Source organism: Flavobacterium alkalisoli, assembly GCF_008000935.1.
Taxonomy (GTDB): Bacteria; Bacteroidota; Bacteroidia; order Flavobacteriales; family Flavobacteriaceae; genus Flavobacterium; species Flavobacterium alkalisoli.
In genome coordinates this window covers 766,559-790,994 of sequence record NZ_CP042831.1, presented here as the reverse complement: position 1 = coordinate 790,994, position 24,436 = coordinate 766,559, and the positions used below count along the sequence as shown (strand labels likewise).

Here is a 24,436-nt window from a genome sequence, read left to right as displayed (position 1 = left end):
GTTAAATATGTAACAATTATTTTTATTTTTTATATTTGTTACGGGAAAAGACTTTATGTAACAACCTATTAAGCTATGAAAACTATTTCTTCTGTAGTAGAACACTACATCAAGACAAAGCCCTTTTTATTAAGTGCGTTGTCGCAAGGTATCATCAACCTTACCTCTCTCGCGAGAACAATGATGCCCGAACTTGAACAGGAAATTGGTAAAGACGTTAAGCAGGGAGCTGTTGTAATGTCTTTAAAAAGACTTTCTGAGGACCTTGATTTCAGAGTAAATCACAAAATTGTAAAAGTACTTCGTTCTATTGGCGAGATAACCGTAAGGTCATCTTTAACGGATTATACTTTTGCGATTTCTGACACCATTCTTAACAAGCAGGCCGACCTGATATCTAATATCAATTCGTTCCCTGAGGTTTTCTACACTTCATCAAGAGGTGTAAACGAAACTAACATCGTGGTAAGCTCTTCTATAGATCACATCGTAGAAAAGTTGTTTGCCGATGAAAAACAGATTGAACGCACAGATAATCTGGCGTCTATTACTGTAAAGCTGCCTAAAGATAATATTTCTACACCGGGTGTGTATTATTATATTTTCCAAAGGTTAGCATGGGAAGGTATTATAATCAATGAGGTTATCTCAACTTCTTATGAGTTTACCATTTTGGTAAGCGAGCAGGAGGTAGATGTTGCCTTTAAGGTTATAAAAGACCTTAAAAATCTAAGCTAATTAGGCTTTTTGACAATTAAAACACACACATGATGATAAAACGAACCCTTTCTTATTGAAAGGGTTTTGTTTTTAATAAAAAAGATATATCTTTGTAGAGTGATTAGTCGGTCTAATATGACAATGGATAAACAGGAACAAATACTTACAACAGCATTAAGGCTTTTTGTTGAAAACGGGTTTCATGCAACCCCTACCAGCAAAATAGCTAAGGAAGCCGGTGTGGCAAACGGTACCTTGTTTCATTATTATAAGACCAAAGAAGATCTTATCGTGTCACTTTATCTGTATGTAAAATCAAAAATGGGCGCTTATGTAGAGGAGCATTCCAAAGCGGAAACCAATCCGAAGGAAAAGTTCAGGAGTCAGTTCAGGGCAGTGTTAGACTGGTCGCTAAAAAACACCAATGAGTTTTATTATGCCCAGCTGTTTAGCACGTCTCCTTTTGCATCGTTGTTATCTCCCGAAGAGGTGAAGAAAACATTGAAGAAGAGCTGTGATCAGATACAAGAGGCTATAGATGCGGGCGCAATTAAAGAACGCGATACAGATTTTATACACACCATTATGGGCAGCCATATTTTCGGGCTGTATTCTTACCTTAATAAATACAAGCTTACCAAAGCAAAACAACAGCAGGTTATTGACGATAGCTTTGAGATGTTATGGGGAATGCTGGTTTAAAAAAATTTGAACAAATTTTAGAGTGATTAGTCAATCAATATAGATGAAACGGTTAAAAAAAATAATTAAAAGAATATTTATGTCAATACTTATTGTCATAGCGTTGCTGATAGTGGCAACGGCTATATTTATGCAACAGCCGCAATTTGGCAAACAGCCTGCGGGAGCAAGGCTGGAGAGGATAAAACAGTCGCCTAATTACAGGGATGGCAAATTCCAAAATCTCAGCCATACGCCAGATCTTGCCGAAGGCACCAGTTACTACACCGTATTTAAGGAGTTCTTTTTCGGAAAAAAGGAACGTAACAAGCCACAGGACAGTATCCCTACAAAAAAAGAAGACTTATTACATCTGGACCCGAAAGAGAATGTAATAGTTTGGTTTGGGCACTCGTCCTATTTTATGCAGGTAGACGGTAAGACCATTTTGGTTGACCCGGTTTTTAGCGGAAGTGTTTCTCCGATTGGTTTCACAAACAAGGCTTATCCCGGTAGTGATGCCTATACGGCAGACGATTTCCCTGATATAGATATCCTGTTTATCAGTCATGACCATTGGGATCATTTGGATTATGATACCGTTTTAAAACTTAAATCAAAAGTAAAGAAAGTGGTTACAGGTTTGGGTACAGCACAACACCTGGAGTACTGGGGGTATGACACCGCAATTATTGAGGAAAAAGACTGGGGTGAACATGTGGAACTGGGCGATGGCTTTACGGTAGATATTACCCCGGCCAGGCATTTTTCAGGAAGGAGTTTTAGCAGGAACAAAGCGTTATGGGTATCTTTTGTACTACAAACACCAAGTATGAAATTGTTTTTGGGAGGTGACTCCGGTTACGATTACTTTTTTAAGGAAATAGGCGATAAGTATGGGCCGTTTGACCTGGCTATTTTAGAATGCGGACAATATAATGAGTACTGGAAATACATACACATGATGCCGCAGCAGGTGGTACAGGCGGCAGCAGATTTAAAGACCAAAAGGCTTATGCCGGTACACTGGTCTAAATTCTCACTGGCTTTACATGCCTGGGACGAATCTATAAAAACAGTTGTAGATGAGGCAGGCCAAAAAGGGATGCCGTTGTTTACCCCTATGATAGGTGAAAAGACAAATCTTACTGATATTGGTATTCCGCAGCAGCAGTGGTGGAACGAACTTAATTAAAATAAAAAGCGGACTATAAAGTCCGCTTTTTTTATTTTATTCAAAAACCATTTCAAGCAGTTCTTTTGCTTTCTTAACCGATTTTACATTCTCAAAAGTAATAAGCAGTCGCAATCCGTTTTTGGTTTGTTTTTCCTTCATTCGTATAAGGGAAGGATGTTTTTGTACAAACTGTAGTACTTTATGGAAAGCACCCGACTGATAGTAAGCCGATTGTTGATCGGATACAAAATAGCCAAGCATTTTCCCTTGTTTAAGCACCAGTTTTTCCACACCCATTTTTGTTGCCAGCCACTTAATGCGCATACTGGTTAAAAGAGCCTGTGCCTCTTTTGGTAAAGCACCAAAACGGTCAATTAATTTCTGTTCAAAAACGTTAAGCTCTTCGTCGTTTTTAATGGTGCTTAACTCGTTGTACAGGTTAAGCCTTTCGGTAATATTGTTTACATATTCGTCAGGGAATAGCAACTCGAAATCGGTATCGATCTGAATATCCTTAACGTATTCTTTTTCGTTAGTACCTTCCACTTCCTCATAAAGGTCCTTAAATTCATTTTCCTTAAGTTCCTCTATGGCTTCGTTCATAATCTTTTGGTAGGTTTCAAAACCAATCTCATTAATAAACCCGCTTTGTTCTCCTCCTAATAAATCTCCGGCACCACGAATTTCAAGGTCTTTCATGGCGATGTTAAAACCGCTGCCCAAATCGCTAAACTGCTCCAGTGCCTGAATACGCTTGCGGGCATCTTCGGTCATGGCAGAATAAGGTGGTGTTATAAAGTAACAGAATGCCTTTTTATTGCTTCGGCCTACACGCCCGCGCATTTGGTGCAGGTCACTAAGCCCAAAGTTATTGGCGTTATTAATGAATATGGTATTGGCATTAGGAACGTCAAGGCCGCTTTCTATAATGGTAGTGGCTACCAGTACATCAAAATCACCATCCATAAAGGCAAGCATAAGCTCTTCCAGTTTTTTACCTTCCATCTGTCCGTGTCCTATACCAACCTTAGCTCCGGGAACAAGTCGTTGTATCATTCCGGCAACTTCCTTAATGTTCTCAATACGGTTATTAATAAAGTATACCTGCCCGCCACGCTGTATCTCATAAGAAATAGCATCGCGAATAATCTCTTCGTTAAACCCTACCACCTGTGATTCTATAGGGTAACGGTTAGGTGGAGGCGTTGTTATTACCGATAAGTCCCTGGCAGCCATAAGCGAGAACTGAAGTGTTCGTGGTATAGGGGTAGCCGTTAGGGTAAGGGTATCTACATTTTGAGCTATGGTTTTAAGTTTGTCTTTTACATTTACACCAAACTTCTGCTCCTCATCCACAATAAGAAGCCCCAGGTTTTTAAACACCACATTTTTATTGGTAAGCTGGTGCGTACCTATTATAATGTCGAGTTTGCCTTCGGAAAGGTCTTTAAGTGTTTCGTTTTTTTGCTTTGCCGTACGGAAACGGTTTATATAGCCTATGGTAACAGGCATATCCTTTAGACGCTCACGAAATGTTTTAAAGTGCTGGAATGCCAGTATGGTAGTAGGTACCAGTATGGCCACCTGCTTACCATTGTCTACTGCCTTAAAGGCGGCACGTATGGCCACCTCGGTTTTACCAAAACCTACATCACCACAAACAAGGCGGTCCATTGGGCGTTCGCTTTCCATGTCTGCTTTTACATCACGAGTTGCAGTAATCTGATCCGGAGTATCCTCATAAATAAAAGACGATTCCAGTTCTGCCTGCAGGTAACTATCCGGAGCATACTGGAAACCTTTTTCCAGCCTGCGTTTTGCATACAGCTGTATAAGGTTAAAGGCAATATGTTTAACCCTGGCTTTTGTTTTTTGTTTAAGGGTTTTCCAGGCACTCGATCCCAGTTTGTATATTTTGGGAGGTGTGCCGTCCTTCCCGTTATATTTTGATATTTTGTGCAGCGAGTGAATGCTTACATATACAATATCATTATCGGCATAAACCAGTTTTATGGCTTCCTGTGTTTTGCCTTCCACCTGAATTTTTTGCAGTCCGCCAAATTTACCTATACCGTGGTCTATGTGAGTTACATAGTCGCCTACCGAAAGGGAGTTAAGCTCCTTAAGGGTAATGGTTTGTTTTTTGGAGTAACCGTTTTTGATGCTGAACTTATGGTAACGTTCAAAAATCTGGTGATCGGTATAGCAGGCAATCTGGTTCTCCTCGTCTATAAACCCTTCATAGATTGGGAAAACAATTGTTTTGTATTGCTTGCGCACATCCTCGTGATTAGCATCGTCAAGGCTTTCAAAAATATCGTGAAAACGTTTTGCCTGCGACTCGTTAGAGCAAAACAGGTAGTTTTTAAATCCGTTATTATGGTTGTCGTTGAGGTTGTTAAGCAACAGGTCAAACTGTTTGTTGAATGACGGCTGCGGCTGAATGTAGAACTCAAAACTTTTTTGAGTTTTAAAAACCGCCTTTGATGCAAGCTCAACAACCGTAAAGTCTAAAGCCCGCTTAACAAAAGACTGCTGGTTAAGAAAAAGCTCTTCGGGAGAAGCATGCTTTATGTCTTTGCTCAGTTTTTCAAAAGCCTCACTTGCTTTATGGAATAATGAATCCAACTGGCTTAAAAGCCCTTCGGTATTTTGTATAAAAAGTACGGTCTTCTCGTTAATATAGTCTAAGAAGCTTTCGCGTTTTTCCTGCAAAAACTTATTTTCCATATTAGGGATAACCGTAATTTTTTTCTGCTTTTCCAGAGAAAGTTGTGTTTCCACATCAAACGTACGGATACTGTCTACCTCATTGCCAAAAAACTCAATTCGGTAAGGGTTGTCGTTAGAGAAAGAGAATACGTCTACAATACCCCCGCGTACCGAGAATTCACCCGGTTCGGTAACAAAATCCACACGACGGAACTCATACTCAAACAGTACCTCATTAATAAAATCTATAGAAACCTGATCGCCTACCGCTACCTTAAGCGTATTCTTGTCAAGGTCTTTACGGGTAACTACTTTTTCAAAAAGGGCTTCGGGATAGGAAACTATTATTGCCGGTTTTTTGCGTGAGTTGATGCGGTTAAGCACTTCGGCCCTAAGCAGTACATTGGCATTATCGGTTTCCTCTATCTGGTAAGGCCTCCTGTAAGAACCTGGATAGAACAAAACATCGTTAGCTCCTGTAAGCTGCTCCAGATCGTTCAGGTAATAAGCTGCCTCTTCCTTGTCTTTAAATATAAGAAGAAAAGGAAGTTCACTTTGCCTGAACAGCGGATCTATAACAAACGACAGCGAAGAGCCGGTAAGACCTTTTACATGAAGTTTATTTTCACGCTGTAAAAGGCTGTCGCTAATTTGTTTTACTTTGGCCGACTGACTGTATTTTTCTAAGATTTCCGGTTTCAATTTTCAGTTTTGGGTTTTAATTCCTTTAAAGGAGGAGCAAAAGGCTTTAATTTTTTAGAATCCATTTTTTTAGGCGTAGCAGGGGCAGGCTTTTTCTCTGCTTCAGGTATCATGTCCGGGTTGGCCATTCTTACGGTATCAAGAGCCATAAGCAGTTCTTCTTCGCCTTTTTCCATAGGGATTTCACTAAAGCGCACCATTTCGTCCATTTGGTTTTGTATCGATGTGGTTTCTTTAGAGATTTCCTTAATGTACTGAATCACCTTTTTTTCCTGCACTACGGTAAGGTCAATATAAGTGTATAGCGATCGTACTTTAGTCATTAAGACCCCAAGGCGGCTGCGCATTTGCGGCTGATTGAAAAAAGGAGGGATGGTTTTGTTAAGCTCTTCTGCTTTTTCGGCAATGGCTTTAACCTTTCCCCTGTATGCGTTAAGCGAACCGGTAGGCTTATCGGCCAGTTCGGCCTTAAACTGTTGCCATTCGTTCCACCCGTCTATTTTTGCCTTTACTTTTGGCGTAACGGGAGGAATGTTGAATTTCCAGTTTTGGTTTATTATCGTTAAAATGGAGTCATTATATTTTTGTGCCCTAAGCGCTTCGGCAGCCCTAACCTGTTCATCATCATTGCATGATAGCATAAGAGCCGGAAGGCAAAGCAGTATAATGAATTTTAAATACTTCATAGTGTTTTTATTGCAAAGCAAATTTACAAATGTTAGGCCAATTTACCCGCAGCCCTAAAAAATAATAGCTGTTAAATAAAAATCGCGGCTAATTTGGGGATATCGTAATGAGTGCAGGGTGTAAATCACAATCTTTTAACAGATTGTTGTATATACCAGTTAAATAAATGGATTTCATAATGGTAAAATACTATCTTTGCAGCCACTAAACTTAAAATTATGGGTACGATTTTAATCATTGGCGCCTGTGGGCAAATAGGAACTGAGCTTACAAAAAAGCTTAGAAGCATATACGGAACAGATAAGGTAATTGCTTCTGACGTAAGAAAAGGTGATGCTGAATTTGTGGCTTCGGGTCCTTTTGAAGTGGTTAACGCCCTTGATTTTAACCAAGTTGAAGAAACTATCGAGAAATATAATGTTACCGATGTTTACCTGATGGCTGCGTTACTTTCGGCTACTGCCGAGAAAAACCCTGCCTTTGCCTGGGATTTAAATATGAACTCTCTTTTCCATGTACTTAACCTTGCTAAAGCTGGGAAAATCCAAAAAATATTCTGGCCTTCAAGTATTGCGGTTTTCGGGCCTACAACCCCTAAGCAAAACACGCCGCAGTATACCGTAATGGAGCCTTCTACTGTTTATGGAATCTCTAAGCAGTCGGGCGAAAGATGGTGTGAGTACTACCATAACATTTACGGTGTGGATGTAAGAAGCATACGTTATCCTGGCCTTATAAGCTGGTCTACACCTCCGGGTGGTGGTACTACTGATTATGCTGTAGATATTTACCACAAGGCATTAGAGAACGGTGAGTATACCTGTTTCCTTAGTGAAGAGACGAGACTACCAATGATGTACATGGATGATGCCATCCGTGCAACTGTTGAAATTATGCAGGCTCCTGCCGAAGACATAAAAATAAGATCGTCTTACAACCTTTCGGCAATGGACTTTACACCGAAAGAAATTACTCAGGCGATACAAAAACACATGCCGGATTTCACCATCTCTTATGAGCCGGATTTCCGCCAAAAGATAGCCGACAGCTGGCCGCAAAGTATTGACGACAGCAGTGCAAGACAAGACTGGAACTGGAAACACGAGTTTGACCTTGATGCCATGACAACAGATATGTTAGAGCATTTAAGTGCAAAAGCAGAATAATAAAAAAGTCCCGCCATTGGCGGGACTTTTTTATTATTCTTTGATCTGTTCACTTCTGAGATTTCTCACTTCGCAATGCTGCGTATCGAAATGACAGAATATATTGCAGTTACTTTTTCTCTTTCAGTTTCTCTATATAAGCATCCTCATATTTTGCTTTTAAAGGAATAACCTCTTGGGTTACCTCATTAGGTACGGTCATGGAAAGTACATAGTGCTTAATTTTCCATTCCTTTCCTTCCTTTTCCAGTACGCCAGACCCACGGCATCCTTTCATCCAGGTATCCAGTAATTCGTCAAACCAAGCGACTTTACCGTTTTTACTGAAGTATATGTTGCGCTCAACGGGCTTGAAATCCCAGGCACGGCCTTTATCAAAATAAGGTTTGGAGAAAGCCTCAAATGCTTTTTTGTCCCAGTTTTCGGCAGCATCGGTACCTATGTACCTACCGTCATCGGCTATTTTGCCAAAGTATCCGTTATAGTCGGTATTCGCAGCAGCTTTATGCCAATCGTCTAATAGCTGATTGATAACGGCTGTTTCTTTTTCCGGATTTACAGTGGTATTGTTTTGTATAAGTAGTGTTGTTCCTATGGATAGTACCGAAAGGAACAGAAATAATTTTTTCATGTTTACGTTTTAAGTAAAAATAGTAATTAAATGAGACACCTTTACCTTATACTGCTTTTTAGTTATACAGCCTGTTTTTCACAACAGGCAAAAATTACGGCTTACAGACTCCTTATTGAAGATGATGACGGGCCCTGCTCTGTAAAGATATACGTAGAGGAATACAGGAAGTTAGGTTTTAAAGGGTTTTCATGTTATGTAATGGCGGAATCTGATGATGAAAAACTTGCAGAAAGATTACTTTCATTAAAAAAGAAAGCTAAGGAGTGGAGTGAAGTGCCACATGGTTGTGGCAATAACTATGGCGTTATAGGAGCAGGGGATATGATCCATAATATGATTGTGGTAGAGAAGGAAGAGTTTAGGGATACTCTTTTTACAACAGCTGATAATAATCGTATTGTTTTTCCTGAAATAACAAAAGCTTATATTGATGAAAAAGGTGTGTTTAAAAAGTCACTTACAGGAACTTTAAAAGAGTTTTTTGAGTTTGATTTCACAAGAGATGTTAAGGGGATGAGGATGGTTGATTTTCCAACAGAGAACCCCGGTATAGCTTTATTTAAAGGAAAAAACCTTGAGGGGCATACCAAGTATGAGTTTGAAAAACAATTTGGAAAACTAACCCTTGTTGATAAAGTGAATAACTATGGCAGTAAGGAGTTTGTGTACAGCTTAAACGGAGATATCTATACCTTTGAAGATGATACTAAGCTGATAAGTGTTGATATTAATAACCCTGATTCGGGATGGGAAATAGATGGTTTGTCTATAGGGAGCAAACAGGAATTGTTTTCAGAAAAGTATCCTGAATCAATGTCGTTTAATGCGATATGTTCTGAGAGTTATGAAGACTACAAAAAAGAGCAGTTACACTGGCTACTTTTTAGTGAAGATAAAGGTTCTGTAAGTTATTGGATAAAAGACGGTGTTTTAAACCGGTTTACAGTTTTTTATAATTAAAACCCTAATATTGCCCTGGCAATAGTAAAATAAATAAGGATACCGCAAATATCATTACTGGTTGTAATAAATGGACCCGTAGCCAAAGCGGGGTCAACACCTACTTTGTTTAAAAGGATAGGTATAAACGTACCTATAAGTGAGGCTATAATAATAACCGAAACCAGCGATATACTTACGGTTAGGCCTAAATCATAATCTACATCTAAAAGGAAATGGCTTCCGAGGATTAAGATTATGGCAAGTATGGTACCGTTAAGCAAACTTAGGGAAACCTCTTTAATAAGCCTGCCAAAAAGAGAGCCGCTAATTGTGTTATTAGCAAGACCCTGAACGATAATAGCGGACGACTGTACTCCTACATTACCTGCCATAGCGGCAATAAGCGGGGTAAAATAAAAAAGATCACCGTGGTGTTTCATAGCGGCATCAAAAAGTCCCATTACTTTAACGGTAATAAATCCTCCCAAAAGGGCAAGAACGAGCCACGGCAGTCTCGCGCGGGTAAGTTCGATTATGCTGTCATCGGCTTCAACGTCCTGCGAGATACCTGCTGCCAGCTGATAATCCTTGTCGGCCTCTTCCTTAATAACGTCTACGATGTCATCAATGGTAATACGGCCCACGAGCCTGCCCAGCTCATCCACAACCGGAATTGCTTCCAGGTCATACTTTTGCATTATACGGGCTACCTCCACATCGGGAGTGTCAACCTTAACAAAATCCACTTTAGGGATATAAACTTCACTAATAGGTGTTTTGGTAGAAGTAGTTAAGAGGTCTTTTAAGGAAAGCCTTCCTTTTAACCTGTTTTCATCATCTACCACATATATGGAGTGTACACGCTGCACATTGGCAGCCTGTTCCCTCATTTCTTTTACACAGGTAAGGACGTTCCAGTTCTCGTTAACCTTTACAAGCTCCTTACCCATCAAACCACCGGCACTGTCTTCGTCATAACGCAAAAGATCTACAATGTCCTTCGCGTGCTCAACGTCTACAAGTTCAGAGATTACCTCTTCTTTTCTTTCCTGCGGTAATTCGGCAATAATATCGGCAGCATCATCGGTACTAAGTTCGTCAAGCTCTTCGGCAATTTCCTTTGGCGAAAGTTCACGAAGAATCTTTTCCCTTACCTCTTCATCCAGCTCAAGAAGTATCTCGGCTGTTTTTTCGCTGTCGAGTATGTGGAATATATAAATAGCCTCGGAGTCATCGAGGTCGCCCATAATTTCGGCGATATCAGCATAGTGGAGATCATGAAGAAGGTCCTGTAGTTCCTTTTCACGGTTCTCACTTATCAGTTGCTCGATCTGAGCAATAAAATCCCTGCTGATTTTAAACTCCATTGGCCGCTATTTTTTTTGTTAATTCAATAAATTCTTCCGTAGACAGTTGCTCCGGACGAAGGTCAAAGATACTATCTTCCTTTAAATTATCAGAAAGGTTGAATGTTTTTAAACTGTTACGAAGCGTTTTTCTGCGCTGGTTAAAGGCGGTTTTCACCACATTAAAGAAAAGCCTTTCGTCTACCGGAAGGTGGTAGTTTTCTTTTCGACGCAGGCGCAGTACGCCCGACTTTACCTTTGGTGGCGGGTTAAACACATGCTCCGGGACGGTAAACAGATATTCAGCATCATAAAAAGCCTGTGTAAGTACCGAAAGGATACCATAGGTTTTGCTGCCTTTTTTCTCGCAAACGCGTTCGGCTACCTCTTTTTGAAACATCCCGGCAAATTCAGGAATTCTGTCTCTCATTTCCAGAGTACGGAAAACAATTTGTGTTGAGATATTATAAGGGAAATTACCGATAATGGCAAACTGCTCATCACCAAAATCTTTAGCAATATTATATCTTAAAAAATCCTGAGATATAATCTTGCCGTGTAACTTAAAATAGTGTGCATTAAGATACTCAACCGATTCGTTGTCAATCTCAATTACATACGTTTCTATGGGTTTCTCCAAAAGGTATTTGGTTAGTACCCCCATACCGGGGCCTATTTCCAGTATTTTATTATAACCCTCAAGGGAGAGGGTATCGGCTATGTCTTTAGCAATGCTTTCGTCCGTAAGGAAGTGCTGCCCAAGATGTTTTTTTGCTTTTACTTTATCCATCGTCATTAAAAATATAGGCCTGCAGCACTACAGGCTTCAGGCAGCGTTGTTGCTAATTGCGTTTAAACTCGTGTAACAGTTCCAGTTCGGTTCTGAAAGCAAGCATTTTGTCACCAAAAAGCCTTAGGCCTTCTTCCCTTAATTTAGGTGCATCTTCCTGATAATACCTTTCCAGCATCTGTTTGTTCTCTGCAAAGTACTGTATAGAATAGGTAGTACCACCCATTTCCTCAACGATAAGTACCTTAACCATTTTAGCTTTCACAAACTTTCCGGTAGCAAGTACTTCCGGTATGTGTTTGTCCTTCATCCAGCTAAGCCATTGGTCGTGTACGGTATCGTCTATATTTATTGTTACGTTATATATTATCATGAAATGTAAATTTGGTAATTCGTTAAACCGGTTATTTGGAACAACCGATGCAAAGGTACAATTTAATTAGCTGTTTGCATCACCCCTAAGCTGCCTGTATTGTTTTCTGGCCTCCACAAAATGGATACTGTCCTGATGATTAAAAATCACCTTTTCATACAAAGGCATGGCCTTACCGGTATCTTCAAGCTGTTTGTTATATATCTCTGCCGAATAGAATAGTGCCTCATCGACATAAATGCCATCGGCATAATTGTCTATAATCTGCTTGTAGTATTGCAGGGCAAGGTCATATTGTTTTTGTTCTTCATACAGCCTGCCTATGCGAAGCAGGGTAACATCCTGAATGCTTTGTGTCTTGTCGTTTGCCAGTATATCCTTGTAGGCATCTAGAGCTTCGGTCTTTTTGTTTTGGTATAGTTTAAAGTCGGCACGGGCAAACTTTTTAAGGGCTGTTTGGGTGCTGTCTTCTACAGTATTATCAATTATAAGCAGGTAAAGCTCTAAGGCATCGTTGGCAATTAACTGCGATGATGACGACTTAAGAACCTTGAGCTGTTTTTGTGCCCACTCAAAATCACCTTTAAAATAACTTGCCTTGGCTACTTTAAGACTGGCTTCGTGTGCTACCGCATCATTTTTGAGATCGTCTTCAATTTGGGCATAATAAATAATTGCCTGATTGAATTTCTCATCCAGCAGTAATATATCCGAAAGCTTCATTTTTACTTTGGCTTTCTGGTAACGGTTAAGCTGTTGGTCCAGTGTGGTGTTAAGCGTATTTATACCGGCCTGCGTGTTTTTTAAATGAAAAGCTTCAAAGTCAGCTTTAAGAATCTGCAGGTCCAATGTTGTAGGTCCGGTACCATATTCTGTAAGCAGGTTGTTTATGCGCTGCTCTATGGCAGGGTATTCTTTCTCGGTACCGTCTTTTATATCTGCCGTAATAAGATATTCATGTGCCTGTAACAGCAGGTCAGGGTCTGTTGTGTTTTCAAGTACAAAGCCATATATCTCGCGTGCGGTTTCCGTTTCGTTTTCATCGGCTGCTACCCTTGCCAGTATAACAATATTGTTAAAGGTATCGGGGTCACGTTTAAAAATGGCCTTTTCCTGAATAAACGCTTTACTATAATCTTTTTCCTGAACATAAAACCAGCTTAAGAAGTGATTCCAAAAGATATCCTGGTTTTTCTGGGTATTTACAAGGAGTGCTTTGCGCAGAGAGGTATTAAAAGTGTTGCTCTCCTCATTCATGAATCGGGAAAGCTGATTTTGTACAACAGGCAAAGACTGTTTGTTGTTATAAGAGTAGCTAAGCAGTCGCTCTATCATCAGGTCTATATTACCTAACTGTCCCTGTAGTAATGCCATTTGGTAATCAAAATTCAGGCTTTTGTTTATAGAGGTGGCTGTCTCGTAAGCTTCAAGTGCTTTTTCTACCTGTACCTTCTGTTCAAAAGTTGAAGCTACGGCATAAACGTTTGAAGGGTTTTGTGCTACGGTTTCTATTGCTTTGTTATAATTCTTTTCGGCCTTTTCCTTATCGCCCTGTAACTGATAGTTGTAGCCAAGCTCTACATACAGGTAAGGTTTTTCGGTGCTTTTAAGTTTTTCGTTAATAAGCTTTTCGGCTTCGCCATATTGTTGCAGCTGCTGGTAGCAGGCAATGATCTTCTGAATAAAAAAAGTATTATTTTGATGCCTTGCATCAAGGTCCTGATAGATAACCAGTGCTTTTTCAAACTCGCCTTTTTCAAAATAGTTTTGTGCCAGCTGCTCGTTTTGTGCAAGCACCGCAACCGACCACATAAAGGCTATAAGGGCAAATACTTTTTTCATATCAAAATTCAATTTCGTTGGGCCACTTCAGGTTTGCTAAGTTAATCAATTCATTTGTTTCTATGTCTTCCCAGGTAGTTTGAATTAAACTGTTGTCATTGTCATCAAATAATTTTTCTCCTGTCGTTGTACTCTTTTTACCCGTAAGGAAATTAATACTTACTTCGGTAATGTCGCCAATGTTCCTACTGGACTCCCACAAGTCATAGCCTATTAGCACAAACCTGTTATCCTGATAGCGTAACCTAAATGTTTCTCTGCTTATCCCATAACTGCCGCAGGACATCCAGGTATGGAAGTTTATGCTAAGCACTCCTTTTGTAATTGACATTTCTTCGGCTTCTGCAAGAGGGTCTTCCAGGCAGGGAGACTCTATGTCGTTTTGCGAAGGGATAAAACTTTTGTTCAGGGTATTGAGTATATAACCTTTTTTATCCTTAAACAGGATAAGAAGATAACGCGGATTTAGATTCAGTATTTGTGAGCCAAAATTTTCATTAGTAACAAAGTTGGCTGAGTCGGTATTTTCAATCACCATTGCTATGTCCTCCGCCTTATCCTTATTAAGGTCACCGGATGCAGAGGAGATAATTTTCCAGCCTTTAGGAACAAAATCTTCTGTAGTTTTACCCTGTTGGGGTATAACAGGACCCGCACTTTGTGCAAATGCTATGGCTGATGCCAGAAGAGCGATAAAGGCAAACGGTTTTTTCATAGCAATAATGGTATAGTAACAAATTTACTAATTAAATATATATACTGAGCTTTTGGTTACAGGGCATGATTAGTAAAGTGAACTTTAGCGTTGCCGGCAATTTATTTTGAATAATTACAGGCTTGAAAAAAATCGTGATTCTCAATTTTACATTGATGATAACTAAATTTATTCTTCATTGTATCAATTTTTATCGGATGGATTTTCTCAAAATTTATAGAAATACAGGAGTCGTTTATCCAAGCTGCATACGTTCGTCCTATAATGTATTCCTCAATAATCGCTTCATCTTTGTAATAAAAAGTTGATTTTGGGAATTCTTTTACCATAAGCAAATCATTATCTCTGCTCATGAATGATATGTTAAATATTGTATCATTCCTAATGCCCTCAATAACTCCTGCGCAGAGGTTGTTACTGACTTTGCCACCTACTACTCCTATAAACTTATCGTTATATTTTTTAAATAAGTTTGTTCCTAGTAACTGATTAAGTTCATCTTTATAAATAATTTCCATCAGTTCTATTTTTTCAATCAATTTTTCAGACTCTACTTTCTTTTGAGTGAATTTAGCAGAACAGAAAGTAAGAGTTGAAAAAGCCAGAATGATTATTATGATTAAATGAATTGTTTTGCTCATGGTTTTATTGGTTTAGCTTAATTTGAAACAATTACATGAAAACAGACTGAAAAATAATCATTAGTAATATTATGTACAATTCTTGAATGTTTTGATACCATGTTTACGGTAAAGCTATGTTTTTTGAAAGCTATAATAAAAAACGCGGATAATACCTGGTTTAGCATTATCCGCGTTTTGGTATAGTAATAAATTTACTAATTTATAATATCAAAACCAGTGTATGGGCGTAAAACTTCCGGAACCACAATACCCTCAGGAGTCTGGTAATTTTCAAGTATACCCGCAAGTACCCTTGGTAATGCCAGTGAGCTTCCGTTAAGGGTGTGTGCCAAATGGTTTTTGTTGTCCTTATCACGGAAACGAAGCTTTAGCCTGTTTGCCTGGAAGGTCTCAAAGTTAGAAACCGAGCTGATTTCCAGCCAACGGTCCTGAGCAGTTGAGAATACTTCAAAATCATAAGTAAGTGCCGATGTAAAGCCCATGTCGCCACCACATAATCTTAAGATCCTGTATGGAAGCTTTAATTCCTGTAAAAGTGTTTTTACGTGCTCTACCATGCCATCCAGCGCTGCATAGCTGTTGTCAGGGTGCTCTACACGAACAATCTCTACCTTGTCAAACTGGTGAAGGCGGTTAAGTCCGCGAACGTGTGCACCATAAGATCCCGCTTCTCTCCTAAAACACGGAGTATATGCTGTACAAAGTACCGGAAGTTCATTTTCAGGGATGATAACATCACGGAAAAAGTTAGTTACCGGAACCTCAGCCGTAGGGATAAGGTACATATCGTCAAGGCCTACATGGTACATTTGGCCTTCTTTGTCTGGAAGCTGGCCTGTACCGTATCCTGATGCCTCGTTAACAAGGTGAGGTACCTGATACTCTTTGTAGCCTGCATCTGTATTTTTGTCTAGGAAATAAGTAATAAGCGCACGTTGCAGCCTTGCTCCCTTACCTTTGTATACAGGGAAGCCTGCTCCGGCAATCTTGTTACCTAATTCAAAATCGATAATGTCATATTTTTTAGCCAGTTCCCAGTGTGGCAGGGCACCTTCAAAAAGCTGAGGGATATCACCTTCGCGGTGTACCTCAAGGTTATCCTCAGGGGTTTTACCTGCAGGAACAATATCTGCCGGTAGGTTAGGCAGTTTGTAAAGTACCTGTAGCAGTTCATCCGAAACTTTATTAAGCTCTTCGCTAAGTTCTTTACTCTGCTCTTTAAGCTGGCCTGTTTTTTCTTTTAAAAGCAATGCTTTTTCTTTTTCGCCTGCCTTCATCATTTCTCCAATGTCTTTAGATAGCTTGTTGGATTCCGATAAAACAGTATCAAGCTCTACCTGGGTAGACCTTCTTTTTTCATCAAGGGCAATTACCTCATCTACCATTTCGGTAGCATCAATGTTCCTTTTGCCCAAAGCCTCAATTACTTTCTCTCTGTTTTCTCTGATAAATACTGTCTGTAACATGGATATGGTTTTTTATAAAGTGAGCAAATTTAATGAATTGTTTTAATTAATACCCGTGCCTAACCAAAGTTTAAAGTATGGTTTTTTAAGAATTAAGGCGCTAAAAAACAGGTTTTTCTGTTTACATTTGAAAAAAATAGCTTTAATGAGAAGAAATATACTTACTGTTTTAGGATTACTTGCCTTTTTTACGGCCTTTTCTCAAGGCTCTGATACAGAGATACAACAGATTGCCGAAGCCGAAATGAAATCGGCTTTTACACTAAAGGATCTTTCTACAAATCCTGATACCCAAAATTATGACATTACCTACCACAGGCTTGAATTTACGGTAGACCCTGCTGTGTTTTTTATAACAGGCAGTGTAACCACAAATTATATTGCACTGGAGGATATGACGACCATTACTTTCGATCTTACAAGTCAGCTTTCGGTAAGCTCGGTTAAGCAGGGCAATACCAACCTTAGCTTTACCCAGGGTGGGAATGAACTTGTAATAACCCTTCCACAGCTACAGCTACAGGGAGAGGAAGGTACGGTTACCATAAACTATTCGGGATCACCTTCCACACAGGAAGAGGCTTTTAACCTTTCCACACACAATGGGATACCTGTAATGAGTACGTTGTCTGAACCCTATGGAGCAAAAGACTGGTGGCCATGCAAGCAGGATCTTAATGATAAGATAGACAGTATAGATGTGTATATAACGGCTCCACAACAATATACCAGTGTTTCTAACGGTGTAGAGCAGTCACAGGAACTGGATGGCGGAGGATTTAAAACAACACATTTTAAGCACGAATACCCTATTCCGGCATACCTTATTGCCATTGCAGTTACCGAGTACAGTATCTATACTCAACAGGCGGGTACGGCTCCTAATACTTTTCCGATAGTGAACTATATCTATCCGGAGAATTTTGAAACTGCCCAACAGCAGCTTGCCGTAACACCGGCTATTATGAGCCTGTTTGAAAACCTGTTTGAAACCTATCCTTTTTCTAATGAAAAGTATGGTCATGCCCAATGCAACATAAACGGGGGTATGGAGCATACCACAGTATCGTTTATGGTAAACTTCGGAAGGAACCTCATAGCCCACGAATTGGGGCATCAGTGGTTTGGAGATAAGGTTACCTGCGGATCATGGAGCGATATATGGCTTAACGAAGGTTTTGCTACTTACCTTTCGGGCCTTGTTATAAAAGAGCTTGATGGCGATTTTAGTTTTGTAAACTGGAAAGGGGAAAGAATAATAAACATTACCTCGGCACCGGGTGGCAGTGTTTACATACCGGAAAGCCAGCTTAATGATGTAGGGCGTATTTTTAGTAGCAGGCTTAGTTATAATAAAGGGGCTATGGTAGTGAGCATGCTTCGTTATGTATTAGGTGATGAGGATTTTTTTGAGGGAATACGTAATTATCTTGATGATGAAGCACTGGCCTACAGCTATGCTACCACACCCGATTTACAGGCGCACCTTGAAGCTGCCTCGGGAATGGACCTGACAGAGTTTTTTAACGACTGGGTGTACAATCAGGGTTATCCTATTTATGATGTTACAACACAGGATTTAGGTGGCGGACAGGCAAAGATTACTATTAACCAACAGCAGTCGCATAATTCGGTTGACTTTTTTGAAATGCCTGTAAAAGTAAGGCTGCTAAGCAGCGAAGGCGAAACTTTTGATGTACTACTGGACAATACCTTCAGTGGACAGGAATTTACGGTCAATGTACCTTTTGCCGTTGCCGGATTTGAATTTGATCCTGAAAAAGATATCATCTGTTCTAACAGCGCGTTTTTAAGCAGGCCACAGTTTAACCTTTCTCAGGTAAAGCTGTATCCTAATCCTGTTAAGGATGAATTACATATTACCCTGCCACAAAATGCAACCATACAAAAAGCAGTATTTTATAATGTGTTAGGGCAAAGGGAAATGGAAACAGGCCCGCAAACACAATGGAATGTGTCGCAGCTTTCACCGGGAATCCATTTTATAAACCTGATAACAAACGGGGGTAAAGCAACCCTTAAATTTATAAAGGAATAAAAAGTGCATAGCTGTCATTTCGAACCGTAATGAAATGCAGGGAGAAATCTCTAATACTTCGCTGTGCTTTGTATCGAAATGACAAAAGATAAAAAAAGAGGCTGAAAGCCTCTTTTTTTTATTTTACCAGCTCCAGCTTATTAAGCTCGGTGGTTATAAAATCTATTTCTTCTTTATTAAGTTTTACGTTAATCGCCTTGGCGTTTTGTACCGATTGCTGTGCATTTCTTGCTCCGGCAAGTGCAATGGTAATGCCCGGCTGCTCTATTGTCCAACGTAATACTAACTGAGAAAGCGTAGCATTTTTATCATCCGCCAGAGGCTTAATCTTAGTAAGGAATTCGTTAGTACGTTTCAGGTTTTCATCTTTAAAGAAGTAAAGTTTGGCGCGGTGGTCACCTTCCTCAAACTGATGTCCCGGCTGCATTTTTCCGGTTAAAAGACCACGTTCCAGCGGGCTGTAGGCAATAATAGATTTGGCTGACTCAATAGTATAAGGAATAAGCTCCCTTTCTATATCACGTTTAACCATACTGTAAGGCACCTGGTCTGATACTATGTTTACATATTTATCAGCTTCCTGAACCTGTGCTGCATTGTAATTACAAACTCCTGCATGGCGTACTTTACCTTCTTTTATAAGTTGGGCAACCGCTTTCATACTTTCCTGGATAGGAGTAGTGCTGTCCGGCCAGTGTATTTGGTAGAGGTCAATATAGTCGGTCTTTAACCTTCTAAGGCTGTCTTCACACTCTTTGATTATGCTTTCCTTTCCGGCATATTTATAAATATCGATATCCTGACCCAAATTGTTTTTGCTGCTCATGGCAAAGTCACCTTTAGCCAGATCCCAACGCATACCATATTTTGTAATGATCTCTACTTTGTCGCGGGAAATACCCTGAACAGCTTCGGCAACAATCTCTTCGCTGTCGCCCTGCCCGTAAATGGGCGCGGTGTCTATAGAAGTTACACCTTCGTCATAAGAAGCCTGAATGGCATGTATGGCATCTTTACGCTCGGTGCCACCCCACATCCATCCTCCGGCAGCCCATGCGCCAAAAGTTATTGCTGATAATTTTAAGTCAGAGTTTCCTATTTTTCTGTATTCCATTTTTTAGCTGAATGTTTTTATTATTAATTGATTTATCGGATAAAAAGGTGACCTATGGATTTGATTCTCGTTACCATTATGGTAATACCAAACCCAAAGATACCGATTATCGCAAAAGAAATTTTAAGTCCGAATGCTTCGGCAATATAACCAATAACCGGAGGGCCTAACATAAACCCTAAAAAGCTGATGCTCGATACCATGGTAAGTGCTATACTGGGAGCAATATCGGGAGTGCGCCCCGCAAGGCTGTAAACCGTTGGTACAATTGTAGAAACACCTATCCCCACAAGCATAAATGAGAGGGCAGCAGTTACTATATAAGGAAGTAAAACGGCGCTTAATAACCCTACCGAAATAAGGCAGCCGCTTACCTGTAATACCTTTTTACGCCCAAAACGCTGGACTACCCGGTCGCCTAAAAAACGGCCTGTAGCCATCATAAGCATAAATGAAGTATAGCCTAAAACTACCAGACTTGCAGGTGCTTTTACAACGTCTTTAAAATACACTCCGCTCCAGTCAAACATAATACCTTCACTAAGCATACAGCAAAAGCCTATAACGCCCAGCCACATAAGTGTAGGGTTAAGCTTGGGGAAGCCTTTTTTCTTAGTTTGTTCTGTAGGTTTATTTTTAACCCTTACAAGATATTTAAAGTTAGTGGCTACAACAATAAGTAAAACAGATGACACTATAATGAAATGCACTAAAGGACTTAAATGCAGTGCTGTCATTCCCAGACTTATTACTGCCCCGGTAAAACCGGCGATACTCCATGCCCCGTGAAAAGATGACATGATTGCGCGCTTGTAAAGCCCTTCGGCATAAATGCCCTGAGTGTTTACCGAGATATTGGTAAGGTTACTGCACATACCAAAAAAGAACAGGGCTAACAGCAAATGCCAGCGTTCTGTACCCAAACCTAAGGTGGTAAGACTTATAACATATAGGCTTATACCTATTACGGCTGTTTTATGGCTTCCGTACTTTGAGGCAAGCCTTCCTGAGAAAGGCATGATAAACAGCTGCCCAAACGGAATGGCAAACAATACGGTACCCAAATCGGCTTCAGACAGGCCAAGGGATGTCTTAATATCAGGTATACGGCTTGCCCATGTGGCAAAACAAAGGCCCATAGAAAAGTAATACAGCGATACGGCCCATCGTACCCTTTTTAGATAAGAGACTTTTACATCCTTATACTGCTTTTTATATTGCAGTACGCCTGTTGCCATATCGTCACGCTTTACTTCCAATGCTGAAAGGTTATTTGTTTAAACATAGATGTTTTAATAAGACTTTTTTAGAGCTTAAAATTAGATAATACCTTTTATTTTGAGTTGTACAATTTTATCATAATGTTGTGCCATATTAATGCCATGCACTTATTTGGGTAAGATAATCCAACTGTTCCTTGGTAATAGCCAGATCGGGAGCTGTTATAATGCTGTCCAGCTGTTTAAGATTGGTAGCACTTACTATGGGGGCTGTTACCGATGGGCGATGAATAAGCCATGCCAATGCAACTGTAGCCGGAGCAGTGTTAAGTTCGGCAGCTACCTTGTCCAACGCATCAAGTATTTTCATCCCTCTTGCGTCAAGATATTTTGCTACGCCCCCGCCACGCTGACTTTTACTCAGGTCGGCCTCGCTACGGTATTTTCCGGTAAGGAAACCACTTGCCAGTGAAAAGTAGCTTATTACTCCCAGATTGTGCTGTAGGCATACCTCTTCGAGACTGGCTTCAAAAACCTCCCTTTCATAAAGGTTATAATGTGGCTGAAAGGTAACATAGGAGGGTAGTTTCTGTTCAAAGGAAATACGCATGGAAGCCTGAAGCCTTTCGGTAGAAAGGTTAGAGGCACCAATGTAACGAACCTTACCTTCTTTTATCAGTTGATCATACGCTTCAAGTGTTTCCTCAATCGGTGTGGTTTCGTCATCCCAATGGGTTTGGTATAAGTCGATATAATCTGTCTGTAGCCTTTTAAGGGAATCTTCGGCAGCCTTAAGGATGTACTTTTTGGAAAGGTCACGTTTTCCGCTTCCCATATCACCACCTACTTTAGTGGCTATAATAACTTTATCACGATTATTATTCTTTTTTAGCCAGTTGCCTATAACGGTTTCCGATTCACCTCCTTTATTACCGGGTGCCCAGCGGGAATATATATCTGCAGTGTCTATAAAATTAAAACCGGCACCTGTAAAGGCATCCAGTATTTCAAAAGAGGTTTTTTCATCTATCGTCCAGCCAAACACATTTCCTCCAAAGGCTATAGGGAAAACCTGAAGATCAGACTTTCCTAATTGTCGTTTTTGCATGATAGTTTATTTTAGTTGAATAACTTTTTTCTGTTCGCTGCTTTGTATGGCAGCATCTATAACCTTCATTACCTTAACGCCGTCTTCTGCAGGAACAGGTTCCGGCTTATCTTCGGTAATAGAATGGTATAATGCATCAAAAAGGCCGTAGTAATTGCCATGGCGGGTAGGGATATGCCCGCGGTACACTTCGCCATGTTTCTCGGTATGCAGTATCCCGGCCTTATCTTCCGGTTCTATTCCCCAGCCTTCAAGAGTAGGTTTTTTACCGGTTTTAAGTTCGTCTTCCTGAATGTCGCCACGGCTTTTAAGGAAAGATCCTTTAGTACCGTGAACAGCATAAGCAGGTACAGCTTCCCTAAAAAAGAAACCTGCCCTAAGCCGTACTCTCTTATCAGAATAATACAACAGTATATCCATCAGGTCGTCTACAAGTGAATTTTTTCGGGTAATCCTTAAATCGGCAAAAACTGCATTGGGTAATCCAAAGAGATGTATTGCCTGATCGATAAGGTGAGAGCCGAGGTCCTTTAAAACTCCTGCTCCTGCATTAGCGGTTTCCTTATGTATTTTAGGGCTAAGATTAGGGTTGTAGCGGTCAAACCTGAACTCGGCTTCTACAACATCGCCCAGCAATTTTTCGTCTATAACCTCCTTAACGGTTTTAAAATCGCTATCCCAACGGCGATTTTGATACACCGAAAGTTTCAGTCCTTTTTGTTTGGCAAGGTCACGAAGTTCTTCGGCTTCGGCAGTTGTTGTGGTAAAAGATTTTTCTACCAGGGCGTGTTTACCTGCTTCAAGTACTTTTTTGGCATATTCATAATGCGTTTCAACCGGAGTATTAACAATAACCAGGTCTACATCATCATTTAAGAGCTCTTCCAGTGAACTGTAGCTTTTTACTTCGGGATAATCTTGTTGTATAAGTTTTTTGCTGCGTTCCCATGAACCGGTTAGCTCAAAGCGCGGATGCAGCTCTAAAAAGGGCGCATGAAACACTTTGCCGGACATACCATAGGAAAGCAGAGCTGTTTTTAGTTTCTTCATAATTATTAACAGATGTTGCGGTTAATTCCTGAAAGAGTACAGGCAAATTGAATGACTATTGCGGATTAGTCTTCGAGCTGTGCCCTTTCATATTGTTTAGGCCAAATAACATTGGCTTTAAGTTCGTGTGCAAAGTTAAGGGCAAGATTAGGATCACGAAGCGATTCACGGGCAAAAAATACTAAATCGGCCTGATCTTTTTCCAATATCTCTTCTGCCTGATGCGCTTCGGTAATTAGTCCGACAGCTCCGGTGTGTATTCCTGTTTCTTTTTTTATGCGTTCGCTTATGGGAACCTGGTAGTTAGGTGCTGTAGGTATGTTTTGGAAATGTACGGCCCCGCCGGACGAACAGTCAATTACATCCACCCCTTTTTCTTTCAGCAGTTTTGCCAGTTTAACAGAATCTTCTACCTCCCAACCTCCTGCAGCCCAGTCGGTGCCCGAAATACGTACAAATAAAGGCAGGTCGTTAGGCCATTCGGATTTAACAGCTTCCAGTATTTCGATCAGCAATCGGATACGGTTTTCAAAACTTCCTCCATACTCATCCGTACGCTTATTACATAATGGCGACAGGAACTGATGGATGAGGTAACCGTGAGCCGCATGTATCTCCAATACTTTGTAGCAGGCATCGTGAGCCCTTTTGGTGGCAGCCTTAAAATCGGCAATTACTTTTTTAATATCAGCTATGCTCATTTCCCTTGGTGGGTGTGCGTCGTTATCATAATACGGTATGGCACTTGGCGCTACCGTTTGCCACCCGTTTTCGGCTTCGGTAAGTTTACGCCTTTCCTGCCACGGTGCCGATGTGCTTGCCTTTCTGCCTGCGTGTGCCAGCTGAATGCCGGGAACAGCATTTTCCTGCATTATAAAAGCAGTTATCTCTTTGTATTTCTCAATGTGCTCATCTTTCCATATGCCCAAATCTTCGGGAGTTATTCGTCCTTCGGGAGAAACGGCGGTTGCTTCCTGTATAATAAGTCCCGCTCCGCCAATCGCACGTGCGCCTAAATGTACCAGATGCCAATGGTTGGCAAAACCGTCTTCTGCCGAATACTGGCACATGGGAGATATTACAATACGGTTTTTAAGGATTATACTTTTTATTTGAAGTAATGAAAACAATTTTGAAGCCATAATCTTACTTTTTGAGGTTAAAAGAAGTAATCAAAAAACAGATGTTTTTGATGGTAAAATCAAATCAACAGATTTTACAAAACGTAAAGTTACCTTACAAAAAGCAAAGTTAAAACGTGTAGAGCTATTATTAACAAACATTTAAA

At 40.3% G+C, this 24,436-nt stretch carries 21 protein-coding genes; 6 read left to right on the top strand and 15 right to left on the bottom strand.

Features of this window, described 5'->3' with window-relative positions; all coding sequences use genetic code 11:
* Positions 1 to 75 precede the first annotated feature (75 nt).
* The 3 genes from FUA48_RS03375 to FUA48_RS03365 all read left to right on the top strand — a co-directional run bounded on the left by FUA48_RS03375 (position 76) and on the right by FUA48_RS03365 (position 2,596).
* Entirely contained in the window at positions 76 to 738 is a 663-nt protein-coding gene (locus tag FUA48_RS03375; RefSeq protein WP_129750455.1) for an aspartate kinase, read from the top strand.
* Between the two features lie 123 nt (positions 739 to 861).
* A complete protein-coding gene (locus FUA48_RS03370) occupies positions 862 to 1,422 on the top strand; it encodes a TetR/AcrR family transcriptional regulator (RefSeq protein ID WP_168196935.1) in 561 nt (186 codons plus the stop codon).
* Positions 1,423 to 1,501: 79 nt separating this feature from the next.
* Positions 1,502 to 2,596 (top strand): MBL fold metallo-hydrolase, encoded by a 1,095-nt coding sequence (locus FUA48_RS03365; protein ID WP_205729429.1) that lies wholly within the window; start codon positions 1,502 to 1,504, stop codon positions 2,594 to 2,596.
* Between the two features lie 36 nt (positions 2,597 to 2,632).
* On the opposite strand, the gene mfd is transcribed toward FUA48_RS03365, so the two are convergent.
* Both mfd and FUA48_RS03355 read right to left on the bottom strand, forming a co-directional pair.
* The gene (gene mfd / locus FUA48_RS03360) at positions 2,633 to 5,941 is read right to left on the bottom strand and encodes a transcription-repair coupling factor (RefSeq protein ID WP_394349207.1); all 3,309 of its coding nucleotides are present in this window, start codon (positions 5,939 to 5,941) and stop codon (positions 2,633 to 2,635) included.
* 47 nt (positions 5,942 to 5,988) lie between these two features.
* A complete protein-coding gene (locus FUA48_RS03355) occupies positions 5,989 to 6,678 on the bottom strand; it encodes a hypothetical protein (protein ID WP_147582148.1) in 690 nt (229 codons plus the stop codon).
* 219 nt (positions 6,679 to 6,897) lie between these two features.
* Here FUA48_RS03355 and FUA48_RS03350 point away from each other — a divergent pair, with 219 nt between their 5' ends.
* The gene (locus tag FUA48_RS03350) at positions 6,898 to 7,845 is read left to right on the top strand and encodes an L-threonine 3-dehydrogenase (RefSeq protein ID WP_129750450.1); all 948 of its coding nucleotides are present in this window, start codon (positions 6,898 to 6,900) and stop codon (positions 7,843 to 7,845) included.
* Positions 7,846 to 7,954: 109 nt separating this feature from the next.
* On the opposite strand, the gene FUA48_RS03345 is transcribed toward FUA48_RS03350, so the two are convergent.
* Complete coding sequence (locus FUA48_RS03345) at positions 7,955 to 8,476, bottom strand: nuclear transport factor 2 family protein (RefSeq protein WP_147582146.1); 522 nt, start codon at positions 8,474 to 8,476, stop codon at positions 7,955 to 7,957.
* Positions 8,477 to 8,506: 30 nt separating this feature from the next.
* Between FUA48_RS03345 and FUA48_RS03340 the strand changes: the two genes are divergently transcribed.
* Positions 8,507 to 9,439: a hypothetical protein gene (locus FUA48_RS03340; protein ID WP_147582145.1), complete on the top strand. Its 933-nt coding sequence runs from the start codon at positions 8,507 to 8,509 to the stop codon at positions 9,437 to 9,439.
* Here the strand turns inward: FUA48_RS03340 and mgtE are convergent.
* The 7 genes from mgtE to serS all read right to left on the bottom strand — a co-directional run bounded on the left by mgtE (position 9,436) and on the right by serS (position 16,597).
* Positions 9,436 to 10,788 carry a magnesium transporter gene (gene mgtE / locus FUA48_RS03335; RefSeq protein WP_147582143.1) on the bottom strand — a complete coding sequence of 451 codons (1,353 nt, stop codon included), beginning with the start codon at positions 10,786 to 10,788 and terminating at the stop codon, positions 9,436 to 9,438. The two genes, FUA48_RS03340 and mgtE, sit on opposite strands and share 4 nt — an antisense overlap.
* Positions 10,778 to 11,557 carry a 16S rRNA (adenine(1518)-N(6)/adenine(1519)-N(6))-dimethyltransferase RsmA gene (rsmA, locus tag FUA48_RS03330; protein WP_147582141.1) on the bottom strand — a complete coding sequence of 260 codons (780 nt, stop codon included), beginning with the start codon at positions 11,555 to 11,557 and terminating at the stop codon, positions 10,778 to 10,780. Before rsmA ends, mgtE begins: the two co-directional genes overlap by 11 nt.
* A 52-nt stretch (positions 11,558 to 11,609) precedes the next feature.
* Complete coding sequence (locus FUA48_RS03325; protein WP_147582139.1) at positions 11,610 to 11,930, bottom strand: DUF4286 family protein; 321 nt, start codon at positions 11,928 to 11,930, stop codon at positions 11,610 to 11,612.
* A 66-nt stretch (positions 11,931 to 11,996) separates the two neighbouring features.
* Positions 11,997 to 13,772 carry a tetratricopeptide repeat protein gene (locus FUA48_RS03320; RefSeq protein WP_147582137.1) on the bottom strand — a complete coding sequence of 592 codons (1,776 nt, stop codon included), beginning with the start codon at positions 13,770 to 13,772 and terminating at the stop codon, positions 11,997 to 11,999.
* A 1-nt stretch (position 13,773) separates the two neighbouring features.
* Entirely contained in the window at positions 13,774 to 14,487 is a 714-nt protein-coding gene (locus tag FUA48_RS03315) for a hypothetical protein (RefSeq protein WP_147582135.1), read from the bottom strand.
* Positions 14,488 to 14,588: 101 nt separating this feature from the next.
* On the bottom strand, positions 14,589 to 15,128 hold the full coding sequence (locus tag FUA48_RS03310; protein WP_147582133.1) for a hypothetical protein: 540 nt from the start codon (positions 15,126 to 15,128) through the stop codon (positions 14,589 to 14,591).
* Positions 15,129 to 15,325: 197 nt separating this feature from the next.
* The gene (gene serS, locus FUA48_RS03305; protein WP_147582131.1) at positions 15,326 to 16,597 is read right to left on the bottom strand and encodes a serine--tRNA ligase; all 1,272 of its coding nucleotides are present in this window, start codon (positions 16,595 to 16,597) and stop codon (positions 15,326 to 15,328) included.
* A 145-nt stretch (positions 16,598 to 16,742) separates the two neighbouring features.
* On the opposite strand from serS, the gene FUA48_RS03300 reads away from it, so the two are divergent.
* Positions 16,743 to 18,656 carry a M1 family aminopeptidase gene (locus tag FUA48_RS03300; protein WP_147582130.1) on the top strand — a complete coding sequence of 638 codons (1,914 nt, stop codon included), beginning with the start codon at positions 16,743 to 16,745 and terminating at the stop codon, positions 18,654 to 18,656.
* A 118-nt stretch (positions 18,657 to 18,774) separates the two neighbouring features.
* Here FUA48_RS03300 and FUA48_RS03295 read toward each other — a convergent pair whose 3' ends face one another.
* The 5 genes from FUA48_RS03295 to FUA48_RS03275 all read right to left on the bottom strand — a co-directional run bounded on the left by FUA48_RS03295 (position 18,775) and on the right by FUA48_RS03275 (position 24,290).
* Entirely contained in the window at positions 18,775 to 19,770 is a 996-nt protein-coding gene (locus tag FUA48_RS03295; RefSeq protein ID WP_147582128.1) for an aldo/keto reductase, read from the bottom strand.
* Positions 19,771 to 19,802: 32 nt separating this feature from the next.
* Positions 19,803 to 21,029, bottom strand: coding sequence for an MFS transporter (locus FUA48_RS03290; RefSeq protein WP_240732538.1), 1,227 nt, complete (start codon positions 21,027 to 21,029; stop codon positions 19,803 to 19,805).
* A gap of 115 nt (positions 21,030 to 21,144) precedes the next feature.
* On the bottom strand, positions 21,145 to 22,098 hold the full coding sequence (locus FUA48_RS03285; protein ID WP_147582126.1) for an aldo/keto reductase: 954 nt from the start codon (positions 22,096 to 22,098) through the stop codon (positions 21,145 to 21,147).
* A 6-nt stretch (positions 22,099 to 22,104) separates the two neighbouring features.
* Entirely contained in the window at positions 22,105 to 23,148 is a 1,044-nt protein-coding gene (locus tag FUA48_RS03280; RefSeq protein WP_147582124.1) for a Gfo/Idh/MocA family oxidoreductase, read from the bottom strand.
* Positions 23,149 to 23,213: 65 nt separating this feature from the next.
* A complete protein-coding gene (locus FUA48_RS03275) occupies positions 23,214 to 24,290 on the bottom strand; it encodes an NADH:flavin oxidoreductase/NADH oxidase (RefSeq protein WP_147582122.1) in 1,077 nt (358 codons plus the stop codon).
* Between the last annotated feature and the right edge of the window lie 146 nt (positions 24,291 to 24,436).

What these genes read in the sequence shown, in the direction of transcription:
- serS (WP_147582131.1), bottom strand. Translation starts at nt 16,597, where the DNA reads ATGTTACAGACAGTATTTATCAGAGAAAACAGAGAGAAAGTAATTGAG.
- FUA48_RS03350 (WP_129750450.1), top strand. Translation starts at nt 6,898, where the DNA reads ATGGGTACGATTTTAATCATTGGCGCCTGTGGGCAAATAGGAACTGAG.
- FUA48_RS03275 (WP_147582122.1), bottom strand. Translation starts at nt 24,290, where the DNA reads ATGGCTTCAAAATTGTTTTCATTACTTCAAATAAAAAGTATAATCCTT.
- FUA48_RS03365 (WP_205729429.1), top strand. Translation starts at nt 1,502, where the DNA reads ATGTCAATACTTATTGTCATAGCGTTGCTGATAGTGGCAACGGCTATA.
- FUA48_RS03355 (WP_147582148.1), bottom strand. Translation starts at nt 6,678, where the DNA reads ATGAAGTATTTAAAATTCATTATACTGCTTTGCCTTCCGGCTCTTATG.
- FUA48_RS03345 (WP_147582146.1), bottom strand. Translation starts at nt 8,476, where the DNA reads ATGAAAAAATTATTTCTGTTCCTTTCGGTACTATCCATAGGAACAACA.
- FUA48_RS03315 (WP_147582135.1), bottom strand. Translation starts at nt 14,487, where the DNA reads ATGAAAAAACCGTTTGCCTTTATCGCTCTTCTGGCATCAGCCATAGCA.
- FUA48_RS03340 (WP_147582145.1), top strand. Translation starts at nt 8,507, where the DNA reads ATGAGACACCTTTACCTTATACTGCTTTTTAGTTATACAGCCTGTTTT.
- mgtE (WP_147582143.1), bottom strand. Translation starts at nt 10,788, where the DNA reads ATGGAGTTTAAAATCAGCAGGGATTTTATTGCTCAGATCGAGCAACTG.
- FUA48_RS03295 (WP_147582128.1), bottom strand. Translation starts at nt 19,770, where the DNA reads ATGGAATACAGAAAAATAGGAAACTCTGACTTAAAATTATCAGCAATA.
- FUA48_RS03320 (WP_147582137.1), bottom strand. Translation starts at nt 13,772, where the DNA reads ATGAAAAAAGTATTTGCCCTTATAGCCTTTATGTGGTCGGTTGCGGTG.
- FUA48_RS03300 (WP_147582130.1), top strand. Translation starts at nt 16,743, where the DNA reads ATGAGAAGAAATATACTTACTGTTTTAGGATTACTTGCCTTTTTTACG.
- FUA48_RS03280 (WP_147582124.1), bottom strand. Translation starts at nt 23,148, where the DNA reads ATGAAGAAACTAAAAACAGCTCTGCTTTCCTATGGTATGTCCGGCAAA.
- rsmA (WP_147582141.1), bottom strand. Translation starts at nt 11,557, where the DNA reads ATGGATAAAGTAAAAGCAAAAAAACATCTTGGGCAGCACTTCCTTACG.
- FUA48_RS03310 (WP_147582133.1), bottom strand. Translation starts at nt 15,128, where the DNA reads ATGAGCAAAACAATTCATTTAATCATAATAATCATTCTGGCTTTTTCA.
- FUA48_RS03375 (WP_129750455.1), top strand. Translation starts at nt 76, where the DNA reads ATGAAAACTATTTCTTCTGTAGTAGAACACTACATCAAGACAAAGCCC.
- FUA48_RS03285 (WP_147582126.1), bottom strand. Translation starts at nt 22,098, where the DNA reads ATGCAAAAACGACAATTAGGAAAGTCTGATCTTCAGGTTTTCCCTATA.
- FUA48_RS03325 (WP_147582139.1), bottom strand. Translation starts at nt 11,930, where the DNA reads ATGATAATATATAACGTAACAATAAATATAGACGATACCGTACACGAC.
- FUA48_RS03370 (WP_168196935.1), top strand. Translation starts at nt 862, where the DNA reads ATGGATAAACAGGAACAAATACTTACAACAGCATTAAGGCTTTTTGTT.